The following is a 24207-nucleotide window of genomic DNA, read 5'->3' as shown; positions in this document are numbered from 1 at the left end:
TTTCTAAGAGAACTGTCAATGCCATTGCTTGTACAAAGCTAGATAAAAAAGAGCCAGAGAGCTCAATTTACTTGTAAATTTTCTTTTTCTTCATCAATAAGTTGTCTCCTTAGAATTTTACCAACCGCTGTTTTAGGAAGTTCTTCACGAAATTCATAAATGCGTGGCACTTTAAATGCTGCTAAGTGTTTTCGGCAATACGTATTAAGATCGTCTTCTGTTATTGTATAACCTGGCTTTAAAACTACATAAGCTTTTACTGTTTCCCCTCGATACGGGTCGGGAATACCAGCCACAACAGCTTCTTGAATCGCTTCATGCTCATATAACACTTCTTCTACTTCACGAGGATATATATTGTATCCACCAGCAATAATCATATCTTTTTTTCGATCTACAACATAAAAGTAGCCATCTTCTGTTTGGTATCCTAAATCACCTGTAAATAACCATCCGTCTTTTAATACTTGGGCTGTTTCTTCAGGATTGTTCCAATATCCTTTCATAATTTGCGGACCTTTAACAGCAATCTCTCCAATCTCTCCGCACGGCGCTTCTTCCATCGTTTCTTCATCAATTATTTTAGCATCTGTATCTGGCCACGGCACCCCAATACTACCATTTCTCCGTTCGTGCCAAACAAAATTTGCATGGGTAACAGGGGATGTTTCTGTTAAGCCATAACCTTCTACAAGTTTGCCACCTGTCACCTTTTCAAATTGTTCTTGAACCTCTGTAGGTAATGGTGCAGAACCACTTATACAAGCTTCAATCGATGATAAATTATACTGCTCTAATTTAGGATGATTTAATAAAGCCACATAAATTGTAGGTGCTCCTGGGAAAAGTGTTGGTTTATGCTTATCAATCGTTTTCAATACTTCTGTTGCATCAAATTTAGGTAACAAGATCATTTTAGCACCCATCATAATCGCATTATTCATAACTGCTGTCATTCCATAAACATGAAAAAACGGTAATACTCCTAATACGATTTCCTCACCAGGATTCGTTTTATAAATCCAAGCTTGGCACATTTGGACATTAGAAACTAAATTATGGTGAGTAAGCATCACTCCTTTTGGATTTCCAGTTGTTCCACCGGTATACTGCAATAAAGCCAAATCTTCTTTTGGATTAACGGCAACCTTTTCATAAGCAGACTGGGCGACATCCATCATATAATCCCAAACATGTATATTGTCGGATTGTTCTACTTTGACAACCATATTGTACTGTTTCTTTTGTATATAAGGATAAATTAAGTTTTTAGGAAATGGCAAATAATCTTTGATGCTTGCAACAATAGTATGTTGGATATCTGTATTATTTTTTACATTTGTAACACGGGGGAGTAAGATATCTAGACATACAATAAAAGTCGCTCCAGAATCCTTCAGCTGATATTCCAACTCCCTTTCTTTATACAGTGGATTTGTTTGTACAACGATACCCCCTGCCATTAAAGCCCCATAATACGTGATAACAGATTGTGGACAGTTTGGCAGCATGATAGCAATTCGATCTCCTTTTTCCATACCTAGTTGTTGTAAGTAGTTAGCCATTTTGGTTGCTTGATTATAAAGTTCTTCATACGTCAAATCTTTCCCCATAAAATGAAGCGCTTTCTTTTTAGGGAATGTTTCAGCACTTTCGAGTAAAAATCGATGGAGCGGCTTTTCATCATAGTGGAGTGATGTTTTTATTTCAGGTGGATAGTGCTGAAACCAAGTTTTCGTTTCTCCCATGTTTTTTCCTCCCTTTGCTTTATGCTTATTTACATTATACCGATTAATCGTTATTTTTTGAAATATTATTTAATTATTTTTTAGAAAAACTTGATTACCGCCAAACCTTTATGGTGAAAACCTTGTTTGGCTAATACGATAAAACCTTTTCCTATGGAAAAAACTTGGCAAATATGCCAAGTTTAATGATACATTCATTATAAGCAAACAAATACTCAACGTTAGATCAATAACCATATAATCCCTACAACAATAAATAAAATAGCTACAACAATTAATATCTTTGCTAAACGATCTAACACCATAGGTTTCTCCCCCTCTTACCCTATGCTAGCACCAATAACAAAAGCCAAACCTACTGAAATAATCATTGAAATAAATCCGACTGCTTTGTTGCCATTCCCTATCTCTTCATCGACTTTCAGTACTGGTGTCAAAAACTCAAATACAAAATAACTTAGTAATAACAAGATAAAACCGTATACACCCCAACCAATACTTTGAACCAATGTATCATTATGTTCAATAGAGTAACGAAAAATAATCGCAATACCAAATATCTTCCCGCCTGTTGCCATGGCTACTGCAAAATTTCCTTTTTTAATTTCTTCCCAATTTTTATATGACGTAACCATTTCTAAAATCGCTAAGAACACTAGCGTGCATAAGATCACCACACTGTATCTGGCTGCAGTTTGTACGACTACATTTTCCCAAAAGGCTACTCCCATTTCCATCCTATTCACCTCGAATACTCACTCTTATTTCAAATTAATGACCGTTATTCCACTACCGCCTTCTCCAGCTTCACCTGGCCTGGAGTCAACTATTCTCGGATGTTGTTGTACAAACTGCTGAACACCTTTTCGAAGCGCTCCAGTTCCCTTTCCATGTATAATGGAAACCCTTGGATAACCAGCAAGTAGCGCATCATCCACATACTTTTCTAATTTTAACAGCGCATCTTCTAACCTCTCTCCTCGAAGATCCAACTCTGTTTTCACATGGTAATTGCTTCCTTTAATAGTTGTAATTGGCTGCTCATACTTCTCTTTTGTTTTACTCATATAGTGTAAATCTTTTCGATTCACTTTCACTTTCATAATGCCAACTTGAACCAAATACTCATGATTGCTTATTCTTTCTAACACTGTCCCCTTCTGATTAATCGTAAGTAGTTTAATGTCATCACCAGGTTCTAGTACTTTTTCTTCTCGTTTTTTGGAGGGAGTAGAGGTGTCTTGTTTTGCCGATAACTCCGGTTTAGCATCATCAAGCATTTTCTTAGCTTCAATCCATTCATGCTCTTTCCACTCGGCTTCTCTGCGCATGTTGCGAATTTCTTGAACGATAAGCTCTGCCTCTTCCCGTGCTTTTTGAATGGCTTTATCAGCTTTCTCTTCAGCTTTCCGGTACAGTTTGTCTTTCTTCTCTTGCCATTCATGCCACATATTCTTTACATCTTCATAGAAGTTTTCTACTTGTTGTAGCAAGTCATGAGCTTGCTCGTAATCTTTTTCTGCCTTTAATTGCGATTGTTCTAAAGAAGCAATCATATTTTCAACATTTTTGGAATCCATGCCGACGTAGGACTTTGCATGATCAATAATTGCTGCGGAAAGCCCTAAGCGCCGAGATATATCAAAGGCATTACTTCGTCCAGGTATGCCTAATAACAAACGATACGTAGGACGTAATGTCTCAATATCAAATTCTACAGAAGCATTTAAAACTTGACGTCGATTAAATCCGTAAGCTTTTAATTCTGGATAGTGCGTCGTTGCTATTACTCTAGCTTGTCTTTCAATCACTTCATCGAGGATTGCCATTGCTAAAGCTGCGCCTTCTTGAGGATCAGTACCAGCACCAAGCTCGTCAAACAATACAAGTGTTTTTTCATCAATATACTTTAAAATGTCTACAATTGTAGTCATATGTGATGAAAACGTACTTAAATTTTGCTCTATTGACTGCTCGTCACCAATATCTGCAAAAATATGAGAGAACACAGCAAGCTCGCATCCATCCAATGCCGGAATTTGCAAACCAGATTGAGCCATTAAACAACAGAGTCCGACCATTTTTAAGGTGACCGTTTTCCCCCCTGTATTCGGCCCTGTAATTACAATAGCTGTATAATCATTGCCTAACTCAATATCATTCGCAACAACGTCTTGTGAATCAATTAATGGATGTCTAGCTTGGTTCATTTTAATAAAACCGCGGTCATTCATTATTGGTTTTGTACCTTTCATTGCCTGACCGTATTTTGCACGGGCGAATATAACATCCATCTTTCCAAGTATATGAACATTATGCTCTAAAGCATTTACTTCTTCTGCAATCAAGTTGCTAAGTGAAACTAATATCCTGTCCATTTCTCTCTTTTCATTAACAAATGCTTCTTGTAATTGATTATTTATATCAACAACAGCTTTTGGCTCCATAAATAGCGTTTGACCTGAAGCGGATTGATCGTGAACAATTCCTCCGATAGCACTACGATATTCTTGCTTAACCGGGAGAACATAACGATCGTTTCGTATTGTGATGATGGCATCTGACAATTTGTTGCTATGTGTTTTCGTAAAGTTGCTTAATTTCTCTCTGACCCTACTTTCTAACGTACGAATGGAAGAACGTATTCCTCGTAACTTTTCAGAAGCACTATCTAGCATATGACCGTCATCATTAATACAACGATTGATCGCTTGTTCTAATTGTCTTAACGGAGTAACTTCCTTTGCCATTCCACTAAGAATAGGAAAATCCTCCTCTAATCGATCGACAAAGTCTTTTGCCATCCTTGCACCATATATAGTGCTAGAAACCTCAATACACTCGCCTGCAGATAGCACTCCTCCAATGGAAACGCGTTTTAAACTTGGACGTATATCAAAAATTCCTCCCAAAGGTAGCGTTTTATTTAATCTCTCTATATGCGTTGCCTCATCCGTTTCATCTTGCAAGCGAACCACTGTTTTCATATCTGTAGAAGGGTGCGCTTGCTGCAATGCTTGTTTTCCAATAGATGTTGCTGCATAGTTGGTTACTTGTTCAATAATTTTATCAAACTCGAGTACGCGTAACATGCGCTCGTTCATGTCAATAACTCCTTTTACAGGTTGTTCAAGATAAATAGGAGCTTCTTGATAACCTCTATTTTTGCTTTTCCGATCTTCGGGTTGTACACCATACACCGAAATATATCTATAGAACGATCATTATTTATTTCGGTTAAAATAAGCAATCAGTTCTTGCGTAGACCACGTGTTCATAACCGTTTCTGGTTTAATCCATCCTTTTCTAGCGACCCCAACTCCATATGTCATATGCTCCAACATTTGGTAATTATGAGCATCCGTATTGATTGCTAATGTAACGCCTTTTTCTTGAGCTTCTCGAGCCCACTGATAAGATAAATCTAGACGATTTGGGTTTGCATTTATTTCTAATGCTGTATTTGTTTGTTTCGCTCTGTCAATTAAAGCACTAACATTAACTTGATAACCATCTCGCCTACCAATTAATCTACCTGTAGGGTGAGCAATAAGTGAAACGTAAGGATTTTCTAATGCTGCTTCTAATCGATACATCATTTTATCTTCGGGTTGGTTAAAACTCGAATGTATGGACGCAATAACAAAGTCAAGTTCACGCAGAAATTCATTGGAAAAATCAAGCTTTCCATCAGGTAGTATATCCATTTCTACACCTGAAAAAATATGAATATCAGGATATTTTTCATTTAAACGTACTATTTCTTCATGCTGTTGACGTAATCGTTTTTCAGTTAATCCGTTAGCAACTTTTAAGAATTTGGAGTGATCTGTAATCGCGATAAATTGATACGACTTTTCCATCGCTCGTAAGACCATTTCTTCCAACGATTGTGCACCATCACTCCACGTCGTATGCATGTGTAAGTCACCATTAATATCCGACAGCTCTAAAAGTGGATAAGGCGATTGAAATACCTCTTTTTCTCCAGTATTTTCCCTTAATTCAGGAGGAATATAGTGCAGACCAAAATGATTAAAAAAAGCTTTTTCTGAATGAAAGGTAAGAATTTCTCCCGTTTCTTCGACTTCTACACCATACTCGTTAATCTTTTCACCACGTGACTTTGCTATTTGACGCATAGCAACATTATGTTCTTTTGAGCCAGTAAAATGGTGTAGCGTAGAAGCAAATGCATCCTGCCGAACCATACGAAAATCCACATTTACATCATATACATCTTCCATGACAATAGATACTTTCGTTTCCCCTTTAGCAATTACGTTTTTTACCCCATCCATGGCTATTAAATGGTCTCTCACGATAGCTGGTTGTTCTGTTGCGATGATAAAGTCGATATCTTTGACAGTTTCTCTCATCCGCCGCAAGCTTCCTGCTCTTGAAAAACGATCGACTTCTTTTATTTGGTTCAAGTAGTCTTCCAATTTTTCAGCTAAAGGTAGCATTATCGCAATTGGTAAACGTTCTGGGCGTTTATTTGCTTCTTCTAGTGCTATTAATATTTTTTCAACTGTTTTTTTTCCAAATCCCGCTAATCTTTCTACCCGCCCAGTTTCACAGGCTTCCTTTAATTCTGCAGCGTCTGTAACGCCTAGTTCTTGATAAAGTTTAGCAATCTTCTTACCACCAAGCCCCGGAAGCTGTAATAATGAGAGCAAGCCTTTTGGAACTTGCTTTTCTAAATCTTGCAAGGTCTTAGATTGTCCTGTTTGTATGTACGCTTGAATAACAGCACTTGTTCCTTTGCCAATCCCGTTGATTTTAGAAAAATCATCAATTTCTTCTAAAGATCGATCATCTCTTTCCAACGCTTGTGCAGCTTTACGATAGGCGCTAATTTTAAAAGGGTTCTCTGCTTGTAATTCTAAATACGTCGCTATCGTTTCCATTAATTTTATAACATCTTTTTTGTTAATTTCCATCCTATTCACCAATCTCCCCCCAATGAAAACCATTATTTATTGGCTACATATGTGAACCAAAGCTCTTTAATTTCATTTGAAAAATAAGGAGTACGTTCAATAATAAATAACGCAACTGAAGAATCGTTTATCCATGTTTGTATTTGAGCAATCGGTATCAAAGCTGCAATATATAGGAAAATAAAAAGTAACAAATATGTTTCTACAAAGCCCAGAATGGCTCCTAATAATTTGTTTACAGAATGTAAAATCGGTAAAGAAGCAACAAAATCAAGCATAGAAGCTATAATTTGTAGAATGATTTTTACCGCTAAAAAAATAACCAAAAATGCAATAGCATTATAAAAACCCGCTTCAAGAGGCAAGTCTTGTAAAAACGTTGCCCACTTACCTTCTTCCTCTAAACCAGGATAAGGGATCCATAATTCCAGTTTAGGTCCTAACTCATCGTAATACAAAGCTGCTACAACAAAAGATGCTATAAACCCAATGAGATGGAATAGCTGTAAAATGAATCCTCTCTTTAACCCAATAAAAAAACCCATCACTAATAACAACAATAATAAAATAGTAACCATATGTTCCTGTTCCTCTTTCTAGTTAGTCTTCCTTTTTCTTCATAGAACCTAATAAAGAAGCATATTCTTCTTTTAATTTTAAATAATCATTCATCGTATTTACAGCAGTTAGTACAGCTAACCTTGTCGTATCGAGCTGCCTATTTGCTTCTTGGATTTCATTCATTTTTTGATCCACTAAACTGGCAACCAATTTAATATGATTTTGTGGCTCTGTTCCTATAATTGTATAGGTACGATTATGTATCTCTACCGTTGTTCGAGTTTTTTCCTCATTGGCCACGTTTAAATCCTCCCTGATAAAGAAAATTGTCCATCTTATCTTAACATGAAGTAGGTGATTAAGGAAACGATCAACTCCTTCACAACTGATTTTATCAATGGTTTGCGGAAATAGAAATTATCCTTTAGTATAAAAGAAAACTTCTATACAATAGTAGGTACTGTTATCTTTTACTTCGGCATATTTTGTATACACCCAACCCTTGAAGTGAGAGCCTACAGCATCTTATAAGCGAAATAAATTAAGATGAACTGGAGAGAATCAAATGTCACAACAAGTATATCAATTTTCTAATACAGTCATAGACAAAATGAAAGCTTATTATGCAAATTTTTTAATTACGCCACCCCAAGGCGCTTTGTTTCGAGCAAAAACAAACGAAGCGGTTATTACGGCATATAAATCAGGAAAAGTATTATTCCAGGGCGCTTCTCCAGAAAAAGCAGCTAGTCTATGGACAAAAGATGCTAAAACTGCCTCCACACAAGCTACTTATTCCAACAAAGCGAAAACAAATTCCTATACACCGAGTCCCCAACTGTTTTCTAGTAATCATATCGGTAGTGATGAAGCTGGGACAGGGGACTACTTTGGCCCTATTACTGTGGCAGCAGTCTATTTGACGAAAGCCCAAATTAGTGAATTAAAAAGGATGGGCGTAACGGACTCCAAAGCTTTGACAGATTTAAAGATCCGTCGTCTAGCAAGGGATATCATCCAATTAAACATCCCATATGCCCTAATTGCTTTACGTAATGAAAAATATAATCAATTACAGAAAAAAGGATGGACACAAGGTAAAATGAAGACGATGCTCCATCATCATGCCATTCAACGCTTAATCAAAAAAATTGATCAAAGTCCATTAGATGGAATTCTTATTGACCAATTTTGTGAACCTGTTGTGTATAAAAAACATTTAGCCTCTGAAAAAGAAGTGCTATCACCGTCTACTTTTTTCATGACAAAAGCAGAGAGTTACTCTACCTCCGTTGCTGCAGCTTCTATCCTTGCAAGAACTAGTTTTCTAAAGCAGATGGATATATTATCAGAGCAAACAGGTATTACATTGCCAAAGGGAGCTTCTCAAAAAGTGGATCAAACGGCAGCTGTAATTATGAAAAAGTACGGAGAAAATCGCTTAACTCAAATCGCAAAGGTTCATTTTGCAAACACAAAGAAAGCACACGCTTACCTAAATTAGAAATCACGCTTTTCTCTGTAGCAAACTTAACGCTTTACACCAACAGTTGCCAAGAGTTAGCCGCTTTTCTTAGACAATAAAGCTTAAGGTTTCATATTCTTGTATTACTTTGCTAAAAATTTTTTTATACATTTTGCTTTCTCTTTGGATTATAAGGGCTGCCTTGTATGTAAAAAGTTCCCACCTGTTTAGCAATTCATGCTTGAACAAGTGGGAATTCAAGTTATTAACAAAAGTATATTTCAGCTAACGAATTTTCTCACTATCCAGTAAGCTTTCCCTATTGCTTAAGATCGAATATATGCGTTAAACTTCTTCTTGACTGCTTCTATGATTTGTTCGTAAGACGCTTGAACCTCATCATCTGTTAATGTTTTCTCAGGATGCTGATATACTAAATGAAACGCTACAGACTTCTTGCCTGCTTCTAAATGCTCTCCTTCATAAACATCAAATATAGATACATGCTTCACAAGCGGTGCGCCAACATCCATAATGACTTGTTTTACTTCAGCTGCAAGCACAGTGTGATCAAGAACAAAAGCAATATCGCGTCCAATAGATGGATATTTAGGTATTTCCTCATAAGTAGGTTCATTTTTATACGCCTCTAATAACCCTTCGACATCGACATCAAATACATATGTTTCTTTTAGATCAAATTGCTTTTGTAGGCGTGGGTGTAGTTGACCGATAAACCCAATTGTCTCGCCTTCTAAATGGAGAGATGCTGTTCTTCCAGGGTGCATGTCTTTATGCTTACAAGGCTTGAAAACAACTGCTACATTTAAGTAATTAAACAGTTTCTCTAAAATTCCTTTTACAACATAAAAATCAACTAGTTTATTTTCTTGTTGCCACGGATGATGAACCCAATTTCCTGTTACAGCGCCAGCTAATCGAAGTCTTTCTTCTGGTTGTTTTGTTAACGTGCTTTCTGCTGTCAAAAATGTTTTGCCAATTTCATAATAACCTAGATCAAATTCATTACGTGCTCTGTTGTGAGTTAAGATACGCAAAATCTCAGGTAAAAAACTTAGGCGCAAATATTTATGTTCTTCACTCATCGGTAAAGCTAATTCAATTGGAACATAATTTGCTTCTGTTAACTCAGGGCTAATTAACGTATTAGCGGCATTTTCACTAATTAAAGTATATGTGCGACTCTCCATCAACCCTGATGCTTCCATAATGCCTTTTATTTTGCGAATTAATATTTGTCTTTCTGTAAGGCCTCCAGCTTGCCCAGCTCCAACTGGCAATGTGTATGGCAATTTATCATAGCCGTAAATACGCGCTATCTCTTCCAACATATCTTCAAAAATGCTAATGTCGCCTCTACGTGTTGGAATGTATACAAGATATTCTTGGCTTCTTTTTTCAAATTTAAATTGCAAGCGTTGCAAAGCATCTTCTACATCAGCAGGCTGTAATAATGTACCTAGACGTTTGTTAATTTCAGTTACATTCACTTTAACCTGTTTTTGCTCACGGTTTAATGCATCATATGCTACTACTCCTTTTGCAATAGTCGCATTGGCGTATTTTCCCATTAATTCGCACGCTCGAAGCCCTGCTTCTTTTACTCGATTTGGATCAACGCCTTTCGTAAATCGTGTACTTGAATCGCTATATAGACCCGTTGACTTCACTGCCTTCATTACCGTGCTAGAATCAAAATATGCTGCTTCAAGTAAAACATTTTTCGTTGTATCTGTGACTTCAGTCGATAAACCTCCCATTACTCCTGCTAGAGCAATCGGATCTTTCCCATCCGTGATAACTAAATGATCCTGTGATAATACGCGTTCTTGCTCATCCAATGTAACGAGTTTTTCATTGGTTTTAGCGTGGCGAACAACGATTTTTTTCTCCCCTAATTTATCATAATCAAACGCATGTAGGGGCTGGCCGTATTCCAGCAACACATAATTCGTTATATCCACCACGTTATTAATTGGGCGAATCCCAGCTGCTATTAAATAATTCCGCATCCATAATGGTGATTGTTCGATCTCTACATCACGAATAACAAAAGCACCATAATACGGATTAGCTTCTTTTGCTTCTACTTCAACAGCAATATAGTCTTTTGCCTCTTCCGTCCCCTCTTTTGGGTTTGGACTCGGCAGTTTTACCTCTCTGTTTAAAATAGCTCCTACTTCATACGCAACTCCTAACATAGATAGGCAGTCAGCGCGATTTGGAGTTAAATCAAATTCTAAAACAGCATCATTCAAGTTTAATAATGGCTCCACTGACTCACCAACTGTTACATCCTTGGGGAACACATAGATGCCATCAGCTACATCTTTTGGTACATATTTTTCTTCTATACCGAGTTCTTGTAGAGAACAAATCATTCCATTTGATTCAACCCCACGTAGTTTAACACGTTTAATTTTGAAATTATTTGGTAGGACAGCCCCTGGTTTGGCAACAGCCACTTTTTGCCCTTGTGCTACATTAGGAGCTCCACAAATAATTTGTAACGGCTCTTCCTCCCCAACATCTACTTGGCATAAGTTAAGCTTATCAGCGTTTGGGTGTTTCTCACAGGATACAACGTAGCCTACGACGACATGTTCGCTTTTCTCTGCTACATATTCAATGCCATCGACTTCGATTCCTGATTTTGTAATTTTACTAGCTAACTCTTCTGGACTTATATCTGTTATATCTACGTAATTTTTTAACCAATTTAATGATACTAACATGCAAACTTTCCTCCCTAAGCATTATGGTATTGCGTTAAAAACCGAATGTCATTCGTGTAAAACTGCCTTATATCCTTAATTCCATATTTCAACATCGCAATTCGTTCAGGTCCCATACCGAAGGCAAATCCGCTGTAAACCTTTGGATCATAACCAGCCATTGATAATACATTTGGATGTACCATACCCGCGCCTAAGATTTCAATCCATCCGGATCCTTTACAAATAGAGCAGCCTTTTCCTTCACATGCTTTACAAGAAATATCAATTTCCACAGATGGTTCTGTAAACGGAAAAAAACTTGGGCGAAAACGAATTTTTCGATCACTGCCATACATTTTTTTGGTGAAAACATCTAGTACACCTTTTAAATCACTCATTTTCACATCTTTATCTACATATAAACCTTCAATTTGTGTAAACTGATGGGAATGAGTGGCATCATCTGTATCACGGCGATAAACTTTTCCAGGAGATATCATTTTCACTGGCTTGTTACCACCATATTCAAGCATCGTACGTGCCTGTACAGGAGATGTTTGTGTACGCATTAATAACTCTTTTGTAATAAAAAAGGTGTCCTGCATTTCCCTTGCTGGATGATTTTTCGGTAAGTTTAATGCTTCAAAATTAAAATAATCCGTTTCTACCTCAGGCCCTTCTCTGATTTCAAAACCCATTCCAATAAATAAATCTTCAATTTCTTCAATTACTCTAGTTAATAAATGCCGGCCACCGAGTCTCACTGGTCTGCCAGGAAGTGTTACATCTATCGTTTCTTTTTCTAATTGCTCTTCTAAAGCCATTTCTTCTAATTTCTCCAATTGCTCCTCAAGGCTTAAGGTTAAACGTTGACGCACTTTGTTAGCAAGTTCTCCAATAACCGGGCGCTCTTCTTTAGAAAGTTTCCCCATCCCTCGCAACACACTTGTGAGTGAACCTTTCTTACCTAAGTAGGTTACTTTAATATCTTGCAGTTCTTTCGTAGTCTTAGCTTGTAAGATCTTTTCCAAAGCTTCTTGTTCAATCATTTTTAACTGCTCTTTCATCTTCTTATTTCCTCCTTTATTCATTCTTACATAGCTTAAAAAGCAATATAAAAAGCCTCCTCCCAGCAAGGGACGAGGCATATTTTCGCGGTACCACCCTAGTTCATACAATGTTTCCAAAGTATCCACTTCATTCCGATAACGGGAATAACCCGGAATACCTTTACTCATTAAGAATGAGGTCCAAGTATCTGCTCCAGAGTGAAAGGATGAACTTTGCTACGATGAAATGTTTTCAGTCTATGACATTTCTCCCTGTATACGTAATAGAGGCAAATTCTCCGCTCCTTCAACGCTTTTGCTATTATGTTATATATATTATAGATAAACACAAGAAGGTTTGCAACATTATGAGCGTAAATAGTACATTAAAATTCCAGAAGCTACACTGACATTTAACGATTCAGCTTTCCCATAAATTGGTATAGTCACCCGTTTATCTGCTAACTCCATTATTTGTGTTCTTACACCGCTTCCTTCATTTCCTACAATAAGTCCTGTCTTCAGCTTTGGTTTTACTTCTGTATAATGGAACGCATCCTCTAAAGCCGTTACCCATATTTCAAAACCTGCTTTTTTAAGCGATGCAATTTCCTCTTCTAACCTGGCTATCCTAATAGGAATATGGAACAAAGAACCTTGCGTAGAACGAATAACTTTATGATTAAAAGCATCTACCGTTCCTTCTCCTAGAATTACTTCTGAAAAACCTGCTGCATCTGCCGTCCGAATTATCGTTCCAAGATTACCAGGATCTTGCACTGCATCGACGATAAGTACAGGGCTTTGCTTTATGGCAAATAATTCTCTCATAGACACTACAGCTGCAATCCCTTGTGGTGCATCCGTTTGAGATATGGTTGTAAAAATAGTATCTTTCACCACAGTAACTGGGATGTCGTTTACCCACGTAGGTAGAGATACACCTTCTTGAATAATTAACTCCTTCATCGTCCATCCACTTAGAAAGGCTTCTTCAACTATGTGAAAACCTTCAATGAGAAACGTATTTGTATTTTCTCGCCCTTTTCGAGTGTGTAACTTTTTCCAATTTTTCACTTTTGTATTTTTAACAGATGTAATTATTGATTCCATACGTATCACCCTCATTCACCTTACATAGTATACATATTTTATCCTTATTCGGTCAAACTAATTTTAGCGTGCAAAGGCTAAAATTATTGTTGCCGATAATTTACCTATATGGTAGGAAATGCATTAGCACATCCTGTAGTCCTTCATTTATATTATATAATCTGCCCTAATCTACAGAAAACTTTAGCCGTGCAACGTAATTTCTTAAGCTTTTTAATTTGCAAAGGAGGAATTGTCTTGGATTTAAATTTACGCGAAGCAATACTTAGCAATATCGCTTCTAATGACCAATCCCAATTGGAAGCAACTATTGTTGATGCCGTCCAGAGTGGAGAAGAAAAAATGCTTCCTGGACTAGGTGTCTTATTCGAATTAATCTGGGAGAATGCAGAAGAACAAGATAAAGACCATATGTTAGAAGCTTTAGAACAAGGTGTAAAGCAAGCTACAACACAGTCCTAAACCTTAAGAGAGTAGCACTTGAAAAATTAGTCAAGTGCTACTCTTTTGCTTGCACTATAATAAGAAAAATTTGTTTATTGATAAGTCTGTTTTGTACTAAAAACCAAAAAAATTTATACGGTTCTTATAGCGGCTCTGTATTAGAATTTTTTTCTATCATTTGAACTTCTTGTGCTATTATACATATTGTCTCGTATGCGCTCACGAGACAGAAACAATGACTATTAAATATCAGTCGAATTTGCTTAAATTTTTAAACACTAGGACTCAAATGGCATGAATAGTAAAGTGAATTTACCATTTGCTCCGCTAAATACATAGGTATTATTACCCTTTTTCACTTTAATTTTTGAATCACACACCTTATTTTAATTTTTCCCTACGTGGACAAGTATTGGCACAATTTGACTATATTTTTACAAAGTGATATAAACATAAACAGATACTTCATTGTCATTATTACAGGATTATGTAATACAATTAAATCGGAAGTATTTACAGAGAGGGGAAAAGTAATGGAGGAAACAAAGAAACGTAAGCTGTCACCCAAAACATTAATTGGTATTACTATAGGGGCAGTAATACTAATTGGCGGAACTGTTGCGGCTTATATTTTCGCAAATTTATCGGATAAGCAGAAATACTTTTTAGCAGAAAAAGAATCAATAGCGTTTATGAATGAGCAAATTGAACAACGATATGAATCAGAATTTGATTGGTTAGAAACTACTAGAGAAGAACCGACGGAAACAAATTATGAATTGTCAGCGGAATCCGATATTCCTATTATTCAAGGTGGTATGGGGGTAGATCCTGCTCAACTCATCAATAATTCTACTATTTCTTACACACATGCTGCTGATATAAAAAATAAAAAAATATCTGGAAATCTATCAGCGAATATTGGCGAAATGAAAGTGGATAACATTACTTTTCATTTAAATTCCAAACAATTTATGGTAGGTTTACCGTTTCTGGAACAATTCATCTCGTTAAAAGGTGAAAATGTTGGCAAACTATTGCAAGAAATCGACCCAGCTACTTTTACAGGCGAAGAAAAGGTTGATTTTAATATGTTATTTGAAGAAGCACTATCTGAAGATGATAAAGAATATATTCAAGAAGAATATGGCAAGTTTATTTATGACCAATTACCAGACGAAGCTTTTAAAACAGAAAGCGAAACGATTAAAGTCCATGATAAATCATTAGAAACAGACAAAATCACGATGCAATTAAGTGAAGAAAAAGTAAAAGATATTTTAAGTAAAACCATAGAAAAATTACGAAAAGACGATAAAATGAAAGAGCTTTTCCGTCAATTTTTAGAAGAACAATTGATGGGGATGGCAGCCATGCCTGAAATAAAAAAAGAGATAGACCAAACAATGGAAGATTATGATACTTCTTTAGAAAAAGCAAAAGAAGATATAGATGGATTTAAAATTCCAAAAGGTTTAACATCTACCATTTGGGTGCACGATGATTTAATTGCCCAACGCGATTTTAATATTCAACTCGGTCAAAACAAAGAACGACTTACTACAATCGAGTTTAAAGGGACACAACTTCTCCAAGAAGAAAGGCAGCAATTTAATCTCGCTTTAAACGTTGATGACGCTATGGAAGGTGGTAAAGTAAGCCTCTCCGGTGATTTATCATGGAAAGATAAAAAAGCGGAGGATTCTCTGAAACTAGCGTTTGACGAACAAGCATTTACTTATGACGGCAAAGAAACGTTAAAAGATGGAAAACGCGATTTTGAACGTACGATTAATCTGCAAGATCCATATACAGGTGATACACAACTCATTTGGAACGGTACATCTAATTATGAAAAAGATCAAATGAACGAGGAACACAGCTTTGCTTTTACTGATCCAAATGTTGATCAAAATTTATTCTCACTTCATGCTAATGTTGAAGGAAAAACAGTAGACAGTGTAGATATTCCGAGTAAAGATAAAACTACAGAAATTGGAACAATGAATAAACAAGAGCTTATGGAATTTTTCGAAACGAAAGTTACACCTAAATTCCAAGGTTGGATGGTAGAAATGCTATCAGCTACCGGAAACATGGAATTCTAACGATAAATACAAGAAACGAACGGAAGTGCCCATTATGCATTTCATGAAAATAACATTATTGTTTATAACATATAATGCACTGCAATTAAAGAGGAAGTGGTATGCACTTCCTCTTGTTTTACTTCTCCCCATTTTTATCGTCGGCTTACTAGCGTATATTACCATAACATTTGTTACTCCAGATGAACAAAATCCTATACAAGTTGGACTAGTTGATTTAGATCAATCAAAGGAAACAAAGCTATTCATTAATATGTTGGATGAAACATCTGAACTTGGCAGCTTTATACATGTACATAAAATGAGTGAAACAGCAGCGAAACAAAAAATGGAGAATGATGAGATCAGCTCCTACATAGTATTCCCAGAAAAATTCACGCATAATTTATATCAAGGAAATCCAGTTACTTTATCAATGATAGGCAACCCAAATCAACCTATTCAAAGCCAAATGGTTTATACAATAATGGAAAGTGTGACAACACATATAAGGGCGTCTCAAGCAAATGTGCTCACGTTAAATCGTTACGCCAAAAAACTCCCCTTAGATGAGCAAGAACGCAATGAGTTTGTCTTTGAACAATTTAAGAAGTTTGTGTTCTACACTTTAGGAAGAAAGCAGCTTATTCAAGAGGAGCAATTAATTAATCAGGCTACCGCCACCCCCGCTTCTTACTATAGTCTTGGTGGCTGGTTTATCATATTCACATCATGGTTACTACTTATATACACAGGATTACACCGTGACGTAACAGCAAAAATGGAACAAAGAATGATGCTCTACAATGTACGACCAATTCAACCGATATTTGCTAAACTAGCTGTAACTATGGGCTTCGTTTGTATGCTTGGTTTAGGTCTATTATTTGTACTTCATATATTATTAGGTTGGGATATTCAACTCGTAGACGCAGTGAGGATTATGCTTGTTATTATTTTATATAGCTTTTGCTTCTTATTAGCCATTTCTATCGTAGAAGCTTTCATTCGTTCTCATCGAATGCGACTCGTCGTACAAATTAGCCTTACTTTGGCAATTCTTTTATTAAGTGGCTCTATCATTCCAACGTTTTATTTGCCGCTTTCATTTCAGCAAATGCTTCCCTTTACTTTTTCTTCGGAAGCATTCTACTGGCTACAAGAATTATTACTACATAAACGCTTGTATGTAGACTACATTCCATTGTTACTAATGACTGCCGTTGGTTTTTTTGTTCTTTCTAGTATTACCATTGGAAAGGAGCGCCTACATCAATGAAATCTATTATCCAAACCCGCTTCTTGCATTGGAAACATCATTTCTATTCCTTTGTTTTTTGGCTGTTTTTCCCTCTTGCTAGTGTGATTTTTCTTCATTATTTGCTAATAGACGTTCAGACAGAAAGCAAAGTCCCGGTAGGTCTTGTTGTAGAAGATCAAACAAACACCGCTTTTGAATTGGTAAAAGAATTGAAACAATCCTCTCTTCTTCGTATCTACGAGTTAGATGAAGACAAAGCGCTTCAACAATTGAAAAAACATGAATTGGATAGTGTATTTATTATTAAAGATGGGTATGAAGAAAAGATGCATAGAGGTAGTCGAAATCGGCTAATTACTAGTTATCAATCAGATTTATCGTTCGCTTATACTCCTGTTTCGGAAATGGTAGCCTCTTTCGTGCAAAAAAATACAGGACGAATTAAAACCGCTCATACTGTATTACAATTGGAGAAACAGTTGACCAACAGTCAGGAATGGACAAAAGATGAAATTATTACTACAAGTAAAGAGTTCGAGACAAATCAGAATTTATTATCAACTCAATTTCAATATCGAGACCAAGTAAACAAAAGAGAAAAACAAGTATCATTATGGAACCCCTGGGGGATATGGATATTATTCGCAAGTTTGGCCACTTTCTTTCTTTTTGATTGGGTGATTAAAGAAAACAATGCGACCGTTAAACCACGATTTGTATTTATTCGGTTTTCTTTTAAGAAATATGCGTTACTCAATCTCACATTATATACATGTTTATTACTTTTCATAGATGTTATTACAATTTTTGTTTTTCACTATATTCTTGAGATACCAACCCATTTCTCACAAATTATTGCCATCGTCACCATAAGAATGATATTGAATGGTTTTGCTTTTTTATTCGCTTTTAAAATGAAACGTTTAGTTACGTATTATAGCCTATCTTTCATTATTACATTATTACTTGCTTTAACTAGCGGAGCAATTATCCCTATTGATCATCTAGTTAAGAACCTGCCAACTATATCTGTAATTCACCCGTTTATTCCATTTCTCGAAGGGGCATTACATAATATTTGGCTTTATATTGTAGGCTTACTAATTATTATTTGGTATGCAAGAAGGGAAGATACATATGCTTAACGTAGAACGTATATCTAAAACTTATAATAAACAGCCTATTTTCACTGATGTCTCCTTTTCCATACATCCTGGTGAAATTATCGGTTTGGTCGGTGAAAATGGGGCAGGGAAATCGACTTTATTACATGTATTAGCAACTTTACAGATGCCTACAACAGGGTCCATTCAATTATACGACTGGTACTACCAAAAACATCGTAAGCATGTACGACGCCATATCGGATTTGTACCGCAAGATATCGCTATATGGGATAATTTTACCGTTCGTGAAAATATGGTTTTTTTTGAAAAACTAGCATGGAAAAACAATTTCGAAAAAGAATTAAAAGAATTATGTCTTGATATGAATTTAGATCGTTGGCACGATAAAGTTCATACGCTGTCTGGTGGCATGAAACGAAAACTCAATCTAGCCATTAGCCTTATTCACGACCCGGCTCTGATTTTATTAGACGAACCGACAGTCGGAATAGATTTAAAATCAAAAAAGGAAATTGCTACTTACTTGCAAAAGTTAGCGCATAATCAACAAAAAATGGTCCTTTACACTTCTCATGATATGGATGAAATCAAAGCTTTATGCTCCAAAGTTATTTGTATTGGTGAAGATCCTTTTTATAGGAATTTATTACAACATGCTGGCAAAAAAATTGTCCCGCTTAATAACTCATTCCCTTAATTATAAACTTATAGTAAAATAGTATATGACCGTTAGGAAGGAGAACACAGTATGGAAATAAGAGAGTTGCAAAAAATGATGCAGTATGAAGCGATGTCTATCCTTACATCTGGCTCAAATGGGTTTTCCAGTCATTCACCAATGATGGAACTTGCCTTTAAGCAGTTGTTGCAAGAACAGTTATCCAAAGCAAACACACTACAAGCTACTCATTCTTTACCACCTAAGAACCATAACCATACATATCCATTAAATAATACGTTAACAACTTCGTATGCAAAGATGACAGCGACAAGTGATACAACTACTAAAGAGATAGATACGCTCATTCAGGATGCCGCAAAGAAGTACCAAGTAGACGAGCGTCTCATTCGCTCTGTTATTCAGACAGAATCCAATTTTAATCCGCTAGCTAAAAGTAGCGCCGGAGCTCAAGGTTTAATGCAATTAATGCCTGCCACCGCAAGAGGCTTAGGTGTAACAAATCCATATGACCCGCAGCAAAACATACAAGGCGGTGTCAAATATTTAAAGCAAATGATGGACAGATATAACGGTCATACAGAATTAGCTTTGGCTGCTTATAATGCCGGACCTGGAAATGTAGATAAACATCAAGGAGTTCCACCTTTTAAAGAAACTCAAAATTATGTACAAAAAATAATGCATCAATATTTAGCTTAAAGATTAAATTTACTTGAACGCCTGTTTGTAGCCTTCATACTTCATGGTTTTCTTTTAAAAAAAGACTAAAATCCGAACTCATTTAAATTCTTAATCGAATTTTAAATATAAGTTCGGATTTTTTCACCAATAAACTTGTATACAAGTAAATCTTTTTTAAGCAAGAATTAGTTCATTTACAGTATCACGATCCAGCTTTTTAATCGTCTCCACAATTAATTTTACCGCATGTTCAAAATCATCTCGATGTAAAATACCAGCATGCGTATGGATATAGCGTGTTGCAATTGTAATAGATAAAGACGGCACACCGTTTGCTGTTAAATGAATAGAACCAGAATCGGTACCCCCGCCAGCCATCGTCGCAAATTGATACGGAATGTCATTTTCTTCAGCGGTTTTAACAACAAGGTCACGTACTCCTTTATGAGATATCATAGAGGCATCGTATAACACGATTTGTGGCCCTTTACCAATTTTGCTATCTGCTTCATGATCTGAAACTCCTGGCATGTCACCAGCTATACCTACATCAACACCAAAACCAATATCTGGTTTTATCGTGTTGGCAGCAGTTTTAGCACCACGAAGTCCAACTTCTTCTTGTACAGTTCCAACACCATAAACGATGTTAGGATGCTTTTGTCCTTTTAGTTGTTTTAAAACCTCAATAGCAATTGCACAGCCAATACGGTTGTCCCAAGCCTTAGCCAACAGTAGCTTTTCATTTTTTAAAGGTGTAAACTCAAAATATGGAACGACGGAATCTCCAGGTTTTACACCAAATTCTTCCGCTTCTTCTTTGCTAGAAGCACCTATATCAATGAACATATCTTTAATTTCTACTGGCTTTTTCCTTGCTTCAGCAGAAAGAATATGAGGCGGTTTCGATCCAATAACACCTGTTACATCTCCATGACTTCCCATAATGGTAACACGCTGGGCAAGCATTACTTGGCTCCACCAACCACCAGCCGTTTGAAAGTAAAGAAAACCTTTATCATCAATTCTTGTAACCATAAAACCAATTTCATCCAAGTGCCCAGCAACCATTATTTTAGGGCCATTCTCGTCGCCGGTTTTTTTAGCGATTAGACTACCCAAATTATCATACATGACTTCATCTGCATATGGAGTAATGTAATTGTTCATGACGTCACGGGCTTCTTTTTCATTGCCTGGTATCCCTTTAGCATCTGTCAAATCTTTAAACATAGTTAATGTTTCATCCATCTTCGTCATATGTATTCACCTCTTCAATAAACTCTTATCTATTATACCTCTTTTAATCAAATTTTAAAATTTTTAAAGCATGCGCGTGATTTTTAAAAAACTGTTGTTTCCATATAAAATTGTATAAAACTTTTGGTTAGCATAAGCGAAACAACTTTTTTGCCCTAACAATTTGACAATAAGCTATTCTTTACATTCTTCTCTTCTAATACCCTTCGTCTTGACGTACGAAATTCACTTCATTCTTTTCTAGATAAGCTCTATGAACATCTACTTCCGAAAATCCTAAAGCTTGACCTAGATGCAAGTATGTTTCCCATAAATGACTATAATTAACCGACGTTGGATGTTGAAAAAATTGCTGACAGGCTGTGTACACGTTTAGAAATAACGTTGTTTCATCCTCCACGTCATTTCTAGAAACGTTCCCGCTAAAATAATGACCCTTTGTAATTCCTAATGAGAGTAAAAAGTGAACGCCATCCACATATTCTTCTAATATTGTCTCTCTTTCACTTCTCGGCTTATTACTCCAAAATTTAAAGCACCTTGTCTCATTGGCTAATTCTCCCAACTCCACAAGTAATGCCAAATACTTCTTTTCGAATACATCTTGTTTCTTTATATTTTGGTTCGTTTCAATATATGTATCTAGCTCGTTCTGTAATCGATATAATTTTTCCCAATTCATGATAAGACCTTCCTCACTTCATCTTTTTCTACGATTGTAACATATAAAAATAAAAAATAGTGAAACCTTTATATATGTCATTCCGTACTACAAAGGAATAATGATCAGGGAGACGATAGTATGATAGTCATTTTATTTCGCGTACTAATTGTGCTGGCTTTGGCATTGCTTATATATACTTGGATTCAATATTATCGTAATCCCCAACGAAAATTGCAAATAGCTAAAGCAGAAGGAACATATTATTTTTTAGACGAACCTGGAAATAGTAAAAAAAATCTTCAATTTGTTTATAAAGGATGCTTGTTTGAAGGTGAGAAATATGTTGGAACTACAGAAGATTCTTTTGAAGTAGTTAATATACATATTACAGCCAAAGATCCTCTTGAGCTTAGTGGTTTACGAAGGGACGACTTATATTTTCTTGAGGAAGAGATCCTTATCCGTTATCCCCATGCAAAAATTGAATGGAAACATCCGATTAATCAATTGTTAATAAGCTCTTTGGATTAAATTATGATAGAGAGATGGCGCTACGATTAGTTGAAAATTTTGGCCTCTCAACAAGAGATGAATGATTGAAGTGTTACTTTTGCACGCACTTTTTGAACATCCCTTTTATAGTGAAGAGCCGATTATATTTTTCATCTGCTATAGCATGTGTAATTTAATGTGGAGCAACGTATTTAAGAGAAGCTCTAAGTTATTTGCAGTGCTATAGAACGCGTTCGATTCATCGATGAGAGTGCAAGCTTAATCAAGATAGATGTAAGGTACTATTAAAAACATTGAAAAATAAGAAGCGGGAGATAACAGCTCTATTCACAGAAGATTTTAAGTCATTGTGTAAAAACTTGTTTTATCACCCTTAAGCATTGCGATTTAGCCAAGTTTTTTTAATTAAATGAACAATAATCACAGATATGAATAAATGCTTTTGTTCGTATATATGCACCTCTCCGCTCTCATTTCATTTTCTGCATCTCGTTTGCTATCCTCTCTCCTATGTACCTTCCCTTGTTTGAACATGAAAAAAATCTTGCCATTTGATATAAATTTCTTTTCTACGCAACAAATAAACAATTGGCAAAAGTATCAGTAAGCTTAAACCAATGTAGAGTGGCGTCAAATTTGAAATCCATTGACCAATAGATGTATAAATAAATGCTATCGGAATGTTAGTCAAAAAAGATGATTTTGTATAATCTTTTAAGCCCGATGATATCTCTAACAAACATAACGAAAGTAAGTGGAAATGGATAAATGGTATCAATCGAAGCAACGCTATTTGCGATGTTGTTAAAGCTGTTTGCTTACCAATTATCTTTCCTTTTACCTTTTGAAATCGTTGCATAGACTTCGGCATCTTATATACAAAAAAGTAAAATATAATACTTGATAATGTAATACCTATAAGGGAATATACTGTCCCTGCAATAGCTCCAAATAATATACCACCTGATATACAAATAAATATAACCGGTAAAAAAAGCAAAGGCCTTAATAAATGAAAACTGATAAATAATATAGGGGCAAATAAGCCTCCTCCTTCAATGAAAGCGAGTAAATAATTCCCCATTAATTCCATCTTGAGCCTCCTTCTTGTTGAACTATTACAGACACAAAAGTACCTACTAGTACATGTATATGACAGGAGACGAGCCTTTATGACAAGAAAATAATAAACACAGGTTCCAGAAATAGTATGTTACACCAAGCCATTAAACATGTAGTATATCAAAAATAAGCAATGACCAAAAAATAATACAGGGATACCAAAAATAAAACGCCTATGTCTCGTTTTGTGGCGATATAATTTCATTCCTAACCAAATTCCCAATGCGCCTCCTAAAATCGCCAACATCCATAGCGTCCTTTCTGGAATTCGATATTGTTTCTGTTCTGCTTTGCGCTTATCCATTCCCATCAATACAAAAGCTATACTATTAACACCTAGCAAATAAAATAAGATAGTATTCCACTGATTCACCTGCTCATTCCTCCCCGCTTCTATTTCTACTTAAGTATTCTCTGCGATTAGAAAGACTTGGCTTATCTCCAAGTCTTTCCTGCGAATTCTCTAGCTTTGCGTACATTAGCACAAAGGCGCAAGCGCCCGTTCAGCAGCGTAGCGAGTGGAACGAATCAACGAAAGTTTTAGGGATCATGCCACTAAAACAGGGGTATGCCGACGGTGGGCGGCAAGCCCGTTTTTAGTCGGCCTTCCTTTTTAACACGATGATGACTTATCGTAGGGCGATGGAGTCAAGTCGCCTAGTTGCTGGGTGCTGGAGCCGGACGTGGCTAAATAACTTAGTAAGTTTATCCACAGCTGCTAGATTTTTTTAATTTCCTATACAATAAAT

Annotated in this window: 21 protein-coding genes; 8 read left to right on the top strand and 13 right to left on the bottom strand. The window is 36.1% G+C overall.

What is annotated here, in order from left to right; genetic code table 11:
- Window positions 1-62: 62 nt before the first annotated feature.
- The 6 genes from D9780_RS05275 to zapA all read right to left on the bottom strand — a co-directional run bounded on the left by D9780_RS05275 (window position 63) and on the right by zapA (window position 7552).
- On the bottom strand, window positions 63-1748 hold the full coding sequence (locus tag D9780_RS05275) for a long-chain-fatty-acid--CoA ligase (RefSeq protein WP_121639502.1): 1686 nt from the start codon (window positions 1746-1748) through the stop codon (window positions 63-65).
- A 320-nt stretch (window positions 1749-2068) separates the two neighbouring features.
- The gene (locus tag D9780_RS05270) at window positions 2069-2479 is read right to left on the bottom strand and encodes a DUF350 domain-containing protein (protein WP_371413732.1); all 411 of its coding nucleotides are present in this window, start codon (window positions 2477-2479) and stop codon (window positions 2069-2071) included.
- A gap of 30 nt (window positions 2480-2509) precedes the next feature.
- Window positions 2510-4852, bottom strand: coding sequence for an endonuclease MutS2 (locus D9780_RS05265; RefSeq protein ID WP_121641434.1), 2343 nt, complete (start codon window positions 4850-4852; stop codon window positions 2510-2512).
- 120 nt (window positions 4853-4972) lie between these two features.
- Complete coding sequence (gene polX, locus D9780_RS05260) at window positions 4973-6691, bottom strand: DNA polymerase/3'-5' exonuclease PolX (RefSeq protein ID WP_121641433.1); 1719 nt, start codon at window positions 6689-6691, stop codon at window positions 4973-4975.
- Window positions 6692-6723: 32 nt separating this feature from the next.
- Window positions 6724-7269, bottom strand: coding sequence for a CvpA family protein (locus D9780_RS05255; RefSeq protein WP_116278211.1), 546 nt, complete (start codon window positions 7267-7269; stop codon window positions 6724-6726).
- A gap of 22 nt (window positions 7270-7291) precedes the next feature.
- Window positions 7292-7552 (bottom strand): cell division protein ZapA, encoded by a 261-nt coding sequence (gene zapA, locus D9780_RS05250; RefSeq protein ID WP_073010200.1) that lies wholly within the window; start codon window positions 7550-7552, stop codon window positions 7292-7294.
- Between the two features lie 265 nt (window positions 7553-7817).
- Between zapA and rnhC the strand changes: the two genes are divergently transcribed.
- A complete protein-coding gene (gene rnhC, locus D9780_RS05245; RefSeq protein WP_121639501.1) occupies window positions 7818-8756 on the top strand; it encodes a ribonuclease HIII in 939 nt (312 codons plus the stop codon).
- 287 nt (window positions 8757-9043) lie between these two features.
- Here the strand turns inward: rnhC and pheT are convergent, their stop codons facing one another.
- The 3 genes from pheT to D9780_RS05230 form a co-directional block, all read right to left on the bottom strand.
- Complete coding sequence (pheT, locus tag D9780_RS05240; RefSeq protein ID WP_121639500.1) at window positions 9044-11473, bottom strand: phenylalanine--tRNA ligase subunit beta; 2430 nt, start codon at window positions 11471-11473, stop codon at window positions 9044-9046.
- 14 nt (window positions 11474-11487) lie between these two features.
- Window positions 11488-12522: a phenylalanine--tRNA ligase subunit alpha gene (gene pheS / locus D9780_RS05235; RefSeq protein ID WP_116278214.1), complete on the bottom strand. Its 1035-nt coding sequence runs from the start codon at window positions 12520-12522 to the stop codon at window positions 11488-11490.
- Between the two features lie 348 nt (window positions 12523-12870).
- A complete protein-coding gene (locus D9780_RS05230; protein WP_371413705.1) occupies window positions 12871-13617 on the bottom strand; it encodes a TrmH family RNA methyltransferase in 747 nt (248 codons plus the stop codon).
- A 237-nt stretch (window positions 13618-13854) separates the two neighbouring features.
- Here D9780_RS05230 and sspI point away from each other — a divergent pair, with 237 nt between their 5' ends.
- The 6 genes from sspI (at window position 13855) to D9780_RS21540 (ending at window position 19917) form a co-directional block, all read left to right on the top strand.
- Window positions 13855-14079 (top strand): small acid-soluble spore protein SspI, encoded by a 225-nt coding sequence (gene sspI / locus D9780_RS05225; protein WP_073010190.1) that lies wholly within the window; start codon window positions 13855-13857, stop codon window positions 14077-14079.
- A gap of 515 nt (window positions 14080-14594) precedes the next feature.
- Entirely contained in the window at window positions 14595-16169 is a 1575-nt protein-coding gene (locus tag D9780_RS05220; RefSeq protein ID WP_121639499.1) for a DUF6583 family protein, read from the top strand.
- Window positions 16170-16203: 34 nt separating this feature from the next.
- Window positions 16204-17427: an ABC transporter permease gene (locus D9780_RS05215; protein ID WP_121639498.1), complete on the top strand. Its 1224-nt coding sequence runs from the start codon at window positions 16204-16206 to the stop codon at window positions 17425-17427.
- Window positions 17424-18554 carry an ABC transporter permease gene (locus tag D9780_RS05210; protein WP_121639497.1) on the top strand — a complete coding sequence of 377 codons (1131 nt, stop codon included), beginning with the start codon at window positions 17424-17426 and terminating at the stop codon, window positions 18552-18554. The genes D9780_RS05215 and D9780_RS05210 overlap by 4 nt, the downstream gene beginning before the upstream one ends.
- Window positions 18547-19233, top strand: a complete 687-nt coding sequence (locus tag D9780_RS05205; protein ID WP_121639496.1) for an ABC transporter ATP-binding protein — start codon at window positions 18547-18549, stop codon at window positions 19231-19233. The genes D9780_RS05210 and D9780_RS05205 overlap by 8 nt, the downstream gene beginning before the upstream one ends.
- A gap of 51 nt (window positions 19234-19284) precedes the next feature.
- Window positions 19285-19917 (top strand): lytic transglycosylase domain-containing protein, encoded by a 633-nt coding sequence (locus D9780_RS21540; RefSeq protein ID WP_121639495.1) that lies wholly within the window; start codon window positions 19285-19287, stop codon window positions 19915-19917.
- Window positions 19918-20073: 156 nt separating this feature from the next.
- On the opposite strand, the gene D9780_RS05195 is transcribed toward D9780_RS21540, so the two are convergent.
- Together D9780_RS05195 and D9780_RS05190 are read right to left on the bottom strand one after the other, a co-directional pair.
- Window positions 20074-21159 carry a M42 family metallopeptidase gene (locus tag D9780_RS05195; RefSeq protein ID WP_121639494.1) on the bottom strand — a complete coding sequence of 362 codons (1086 nt, stop codon included), beginning with the start codon at window positions 21157-21159 and terminating at the stop codon, window positions 20074-20076.
- Window positions 21160-21355: 196 nt separating this feature from the next.
- Window positions 21356-21841 carry a dUTP diphosphatase gene (locus D9780_RS05190; protein WP_121639493.1) on the bottom strand — a complete coding sequence of 162 codons (486 nt, stop codon included), beginning with the start codon at window positions 21839-21841 and terminating at the stop codon, window positions 21356-21358.
- A 120-nt stretch (window positions 21842-21961) separates the two neighbouring features.
- Between D9780_RS05190 and D9780_RS05185 the strand changes: the two genes are divergently transcribed.
- Window positions 21962-22354, top strand: a complete 393-nt coding sequence (locus D9780_RS05185; protein WP_121639492.1) for a sigma-w pathway protein ysdB — start codon at window positions 21962-21964, stop codon at window positions 22352-22354.
- Between the two features lie 490 nt (window positions 22355-22844).
- Here D9780_RS05185 and D9780_RS05180 read toward each other — a convergent pair whose 3' ends face one another.
- Window positions 22845-23429: a TVP38/TMEM64 family protein gene (locus D9780_RS05180; protein ID WP_121639491.1), complete on the bottom strand. Its 585-nt coding sequence runs from the start codon at window positions 23427-23429 to the stop codon at window positions 22845-22847.
- A gap of 120 nt (window positions 23430-23549) precedes the next feature.
- Complete coding sequence (locus tag D9780_RS05175) at window positions 23550-23831, bottom strand: DUF1294 domain-containing protein (RefSeq protein ID WP_073010161.1); 282 nt, start codon at window positions 23829-23831, stop codon at window positions 23550-23552.
- Window positions 23832-24207: the final 376 nt, after the last annotated feature.

The sequence above is a fragment of the Virgibacillus sp. Bac330 genome, from assembly GCF_003667845.1.
GTDB classification, from domain to species: Bacteria; Bacillota; Bacilli; order Bacillales; family Amphibacillaceae; genus Virgibacillus; species Virgibacillus chiguensis.
This window is presented reverse-complemented; position numbering and strand designations above follow the sequence as displayed.

Bases quoted from the DNA above. Each gene is read 5' to 3' on its own strand.
- D9780_RS05255 (WP_116278211.1), bottom strand. From the start codon at position 7,269: ATGGTTACTATTTTATTATTGTTGTTATTAGTGATGGGTTTTTTTATT.
- D9780_RS05210 (WP_121639497.1), top strand. From the start codon at position 17,424: ATGAAATCTATTATCCAAACCCGCTTCTTGCATTGGAAACATCATTTC.
- D9780_RS05275 (WP_121639502.1), bottom strand. From the start codon at position 1,748: ATGGGAGAAACGAAAACTTGGTTTCAGCACTATCCACCTGAAATAAAA.
- D9780_RS05190 (WP_121639493.1), bottom strand. From the start codon at position 21,841: ATGAATTGGGAAAAATTATATCGATTACAGAACGAGCTAGATACATAT.
- D9780_RS05265 (WP_121641434.1), bottom strand. From the start codon at position 4,852: ATGAACGAGCGCATGTTACGCGTACTCGAGTTTGATAAAATTATTGAA.
- polX (WP_121641433.1), bottom strand. From the start codon at position 6,691: ATGGAAATTAACAAAAAAGATGTTATAAAATTAATGGAAACGATAGCG.
- pheS (WP_116278214.1), bottom strand. From the start codon at position 12,522: ATGAAAGAGCAGTTAAAAATGATTGAACAAGAAGCTTTGGAAAAGATC.
- D9780_RS05215 (WP_121639498.1), top strand. From the start codon at position 16,204: ATGCATTTCATGAAAATAACATTATTGTTTATAACATATAATGCACTG.
- D9780_RS21540 (WP_121639495.1), top strand. From the start codon at position 19,285: ATGGAAATAAGAGAGTTGCAAAAAATGATGCAGTATGAAGCGATGTCT.
- rnhC (WP_121639501.1), top strand. From the start codon at position 7,818: ATGTCACAACAAGTATATCAATTTTCTAATACAGTCATAGACAAAATG.
- D9780_RS05180 (WP_121639491.1), bottom strand. From the start codon at position 23,429: ATGGAATTAATGGGGAATTATTTACTCGCTTTCATTGAAGGAGGAGGC.
- D9780_RS05185 (WP_121639492.1), top strand. From the start codon at position 21,962: ATGATAGTCATTTTATTTCGCGTACTAATTGTGCTGGCTTTGGCATTG.
- D9780_RS05270 (WP_371413732.1), bottom strand. From the start codon at position 2,479: ATGGGAGTAGCCTTTTGGGAAAATGTAGTCGTACAAACTGCAGCCAGA.
- D9780_RS05220 (WP_121639499.1), top strand. From the start codon at position 14,595: ATGGAGGAAACAAAGAAACGTAAGCTGTCACCCAAAACATTAATTGGT.
- pheT (WP_121639500.1), bottom strand. From the start codon at position 11,473: ATGTTAGTATCATTAAATTGGTTAAAAAATTACGTAGATATAACAGAT.
- D9780_RS05230 (WP_371413705.1), bottom strand. From the start codon at position 13,617: ATGGAATCAATAATTACATCTGTTAAAAATACAAAAGTGAAAAATTGG.
- D9780_RS05195 (WP_121639494.1), bottom strand. From the start codon at position 21,159: ATGACGAAGATGGATGAAACATTAACTATGTTTAAAGATTTGACAGAT.
- D9780_RS05205 (WP_121639496.1), top strand. From the start codon at position 18,547: ATGCTTAACGTAGAACGTATATCTAAAACTTATAATAAACAGCCTATT.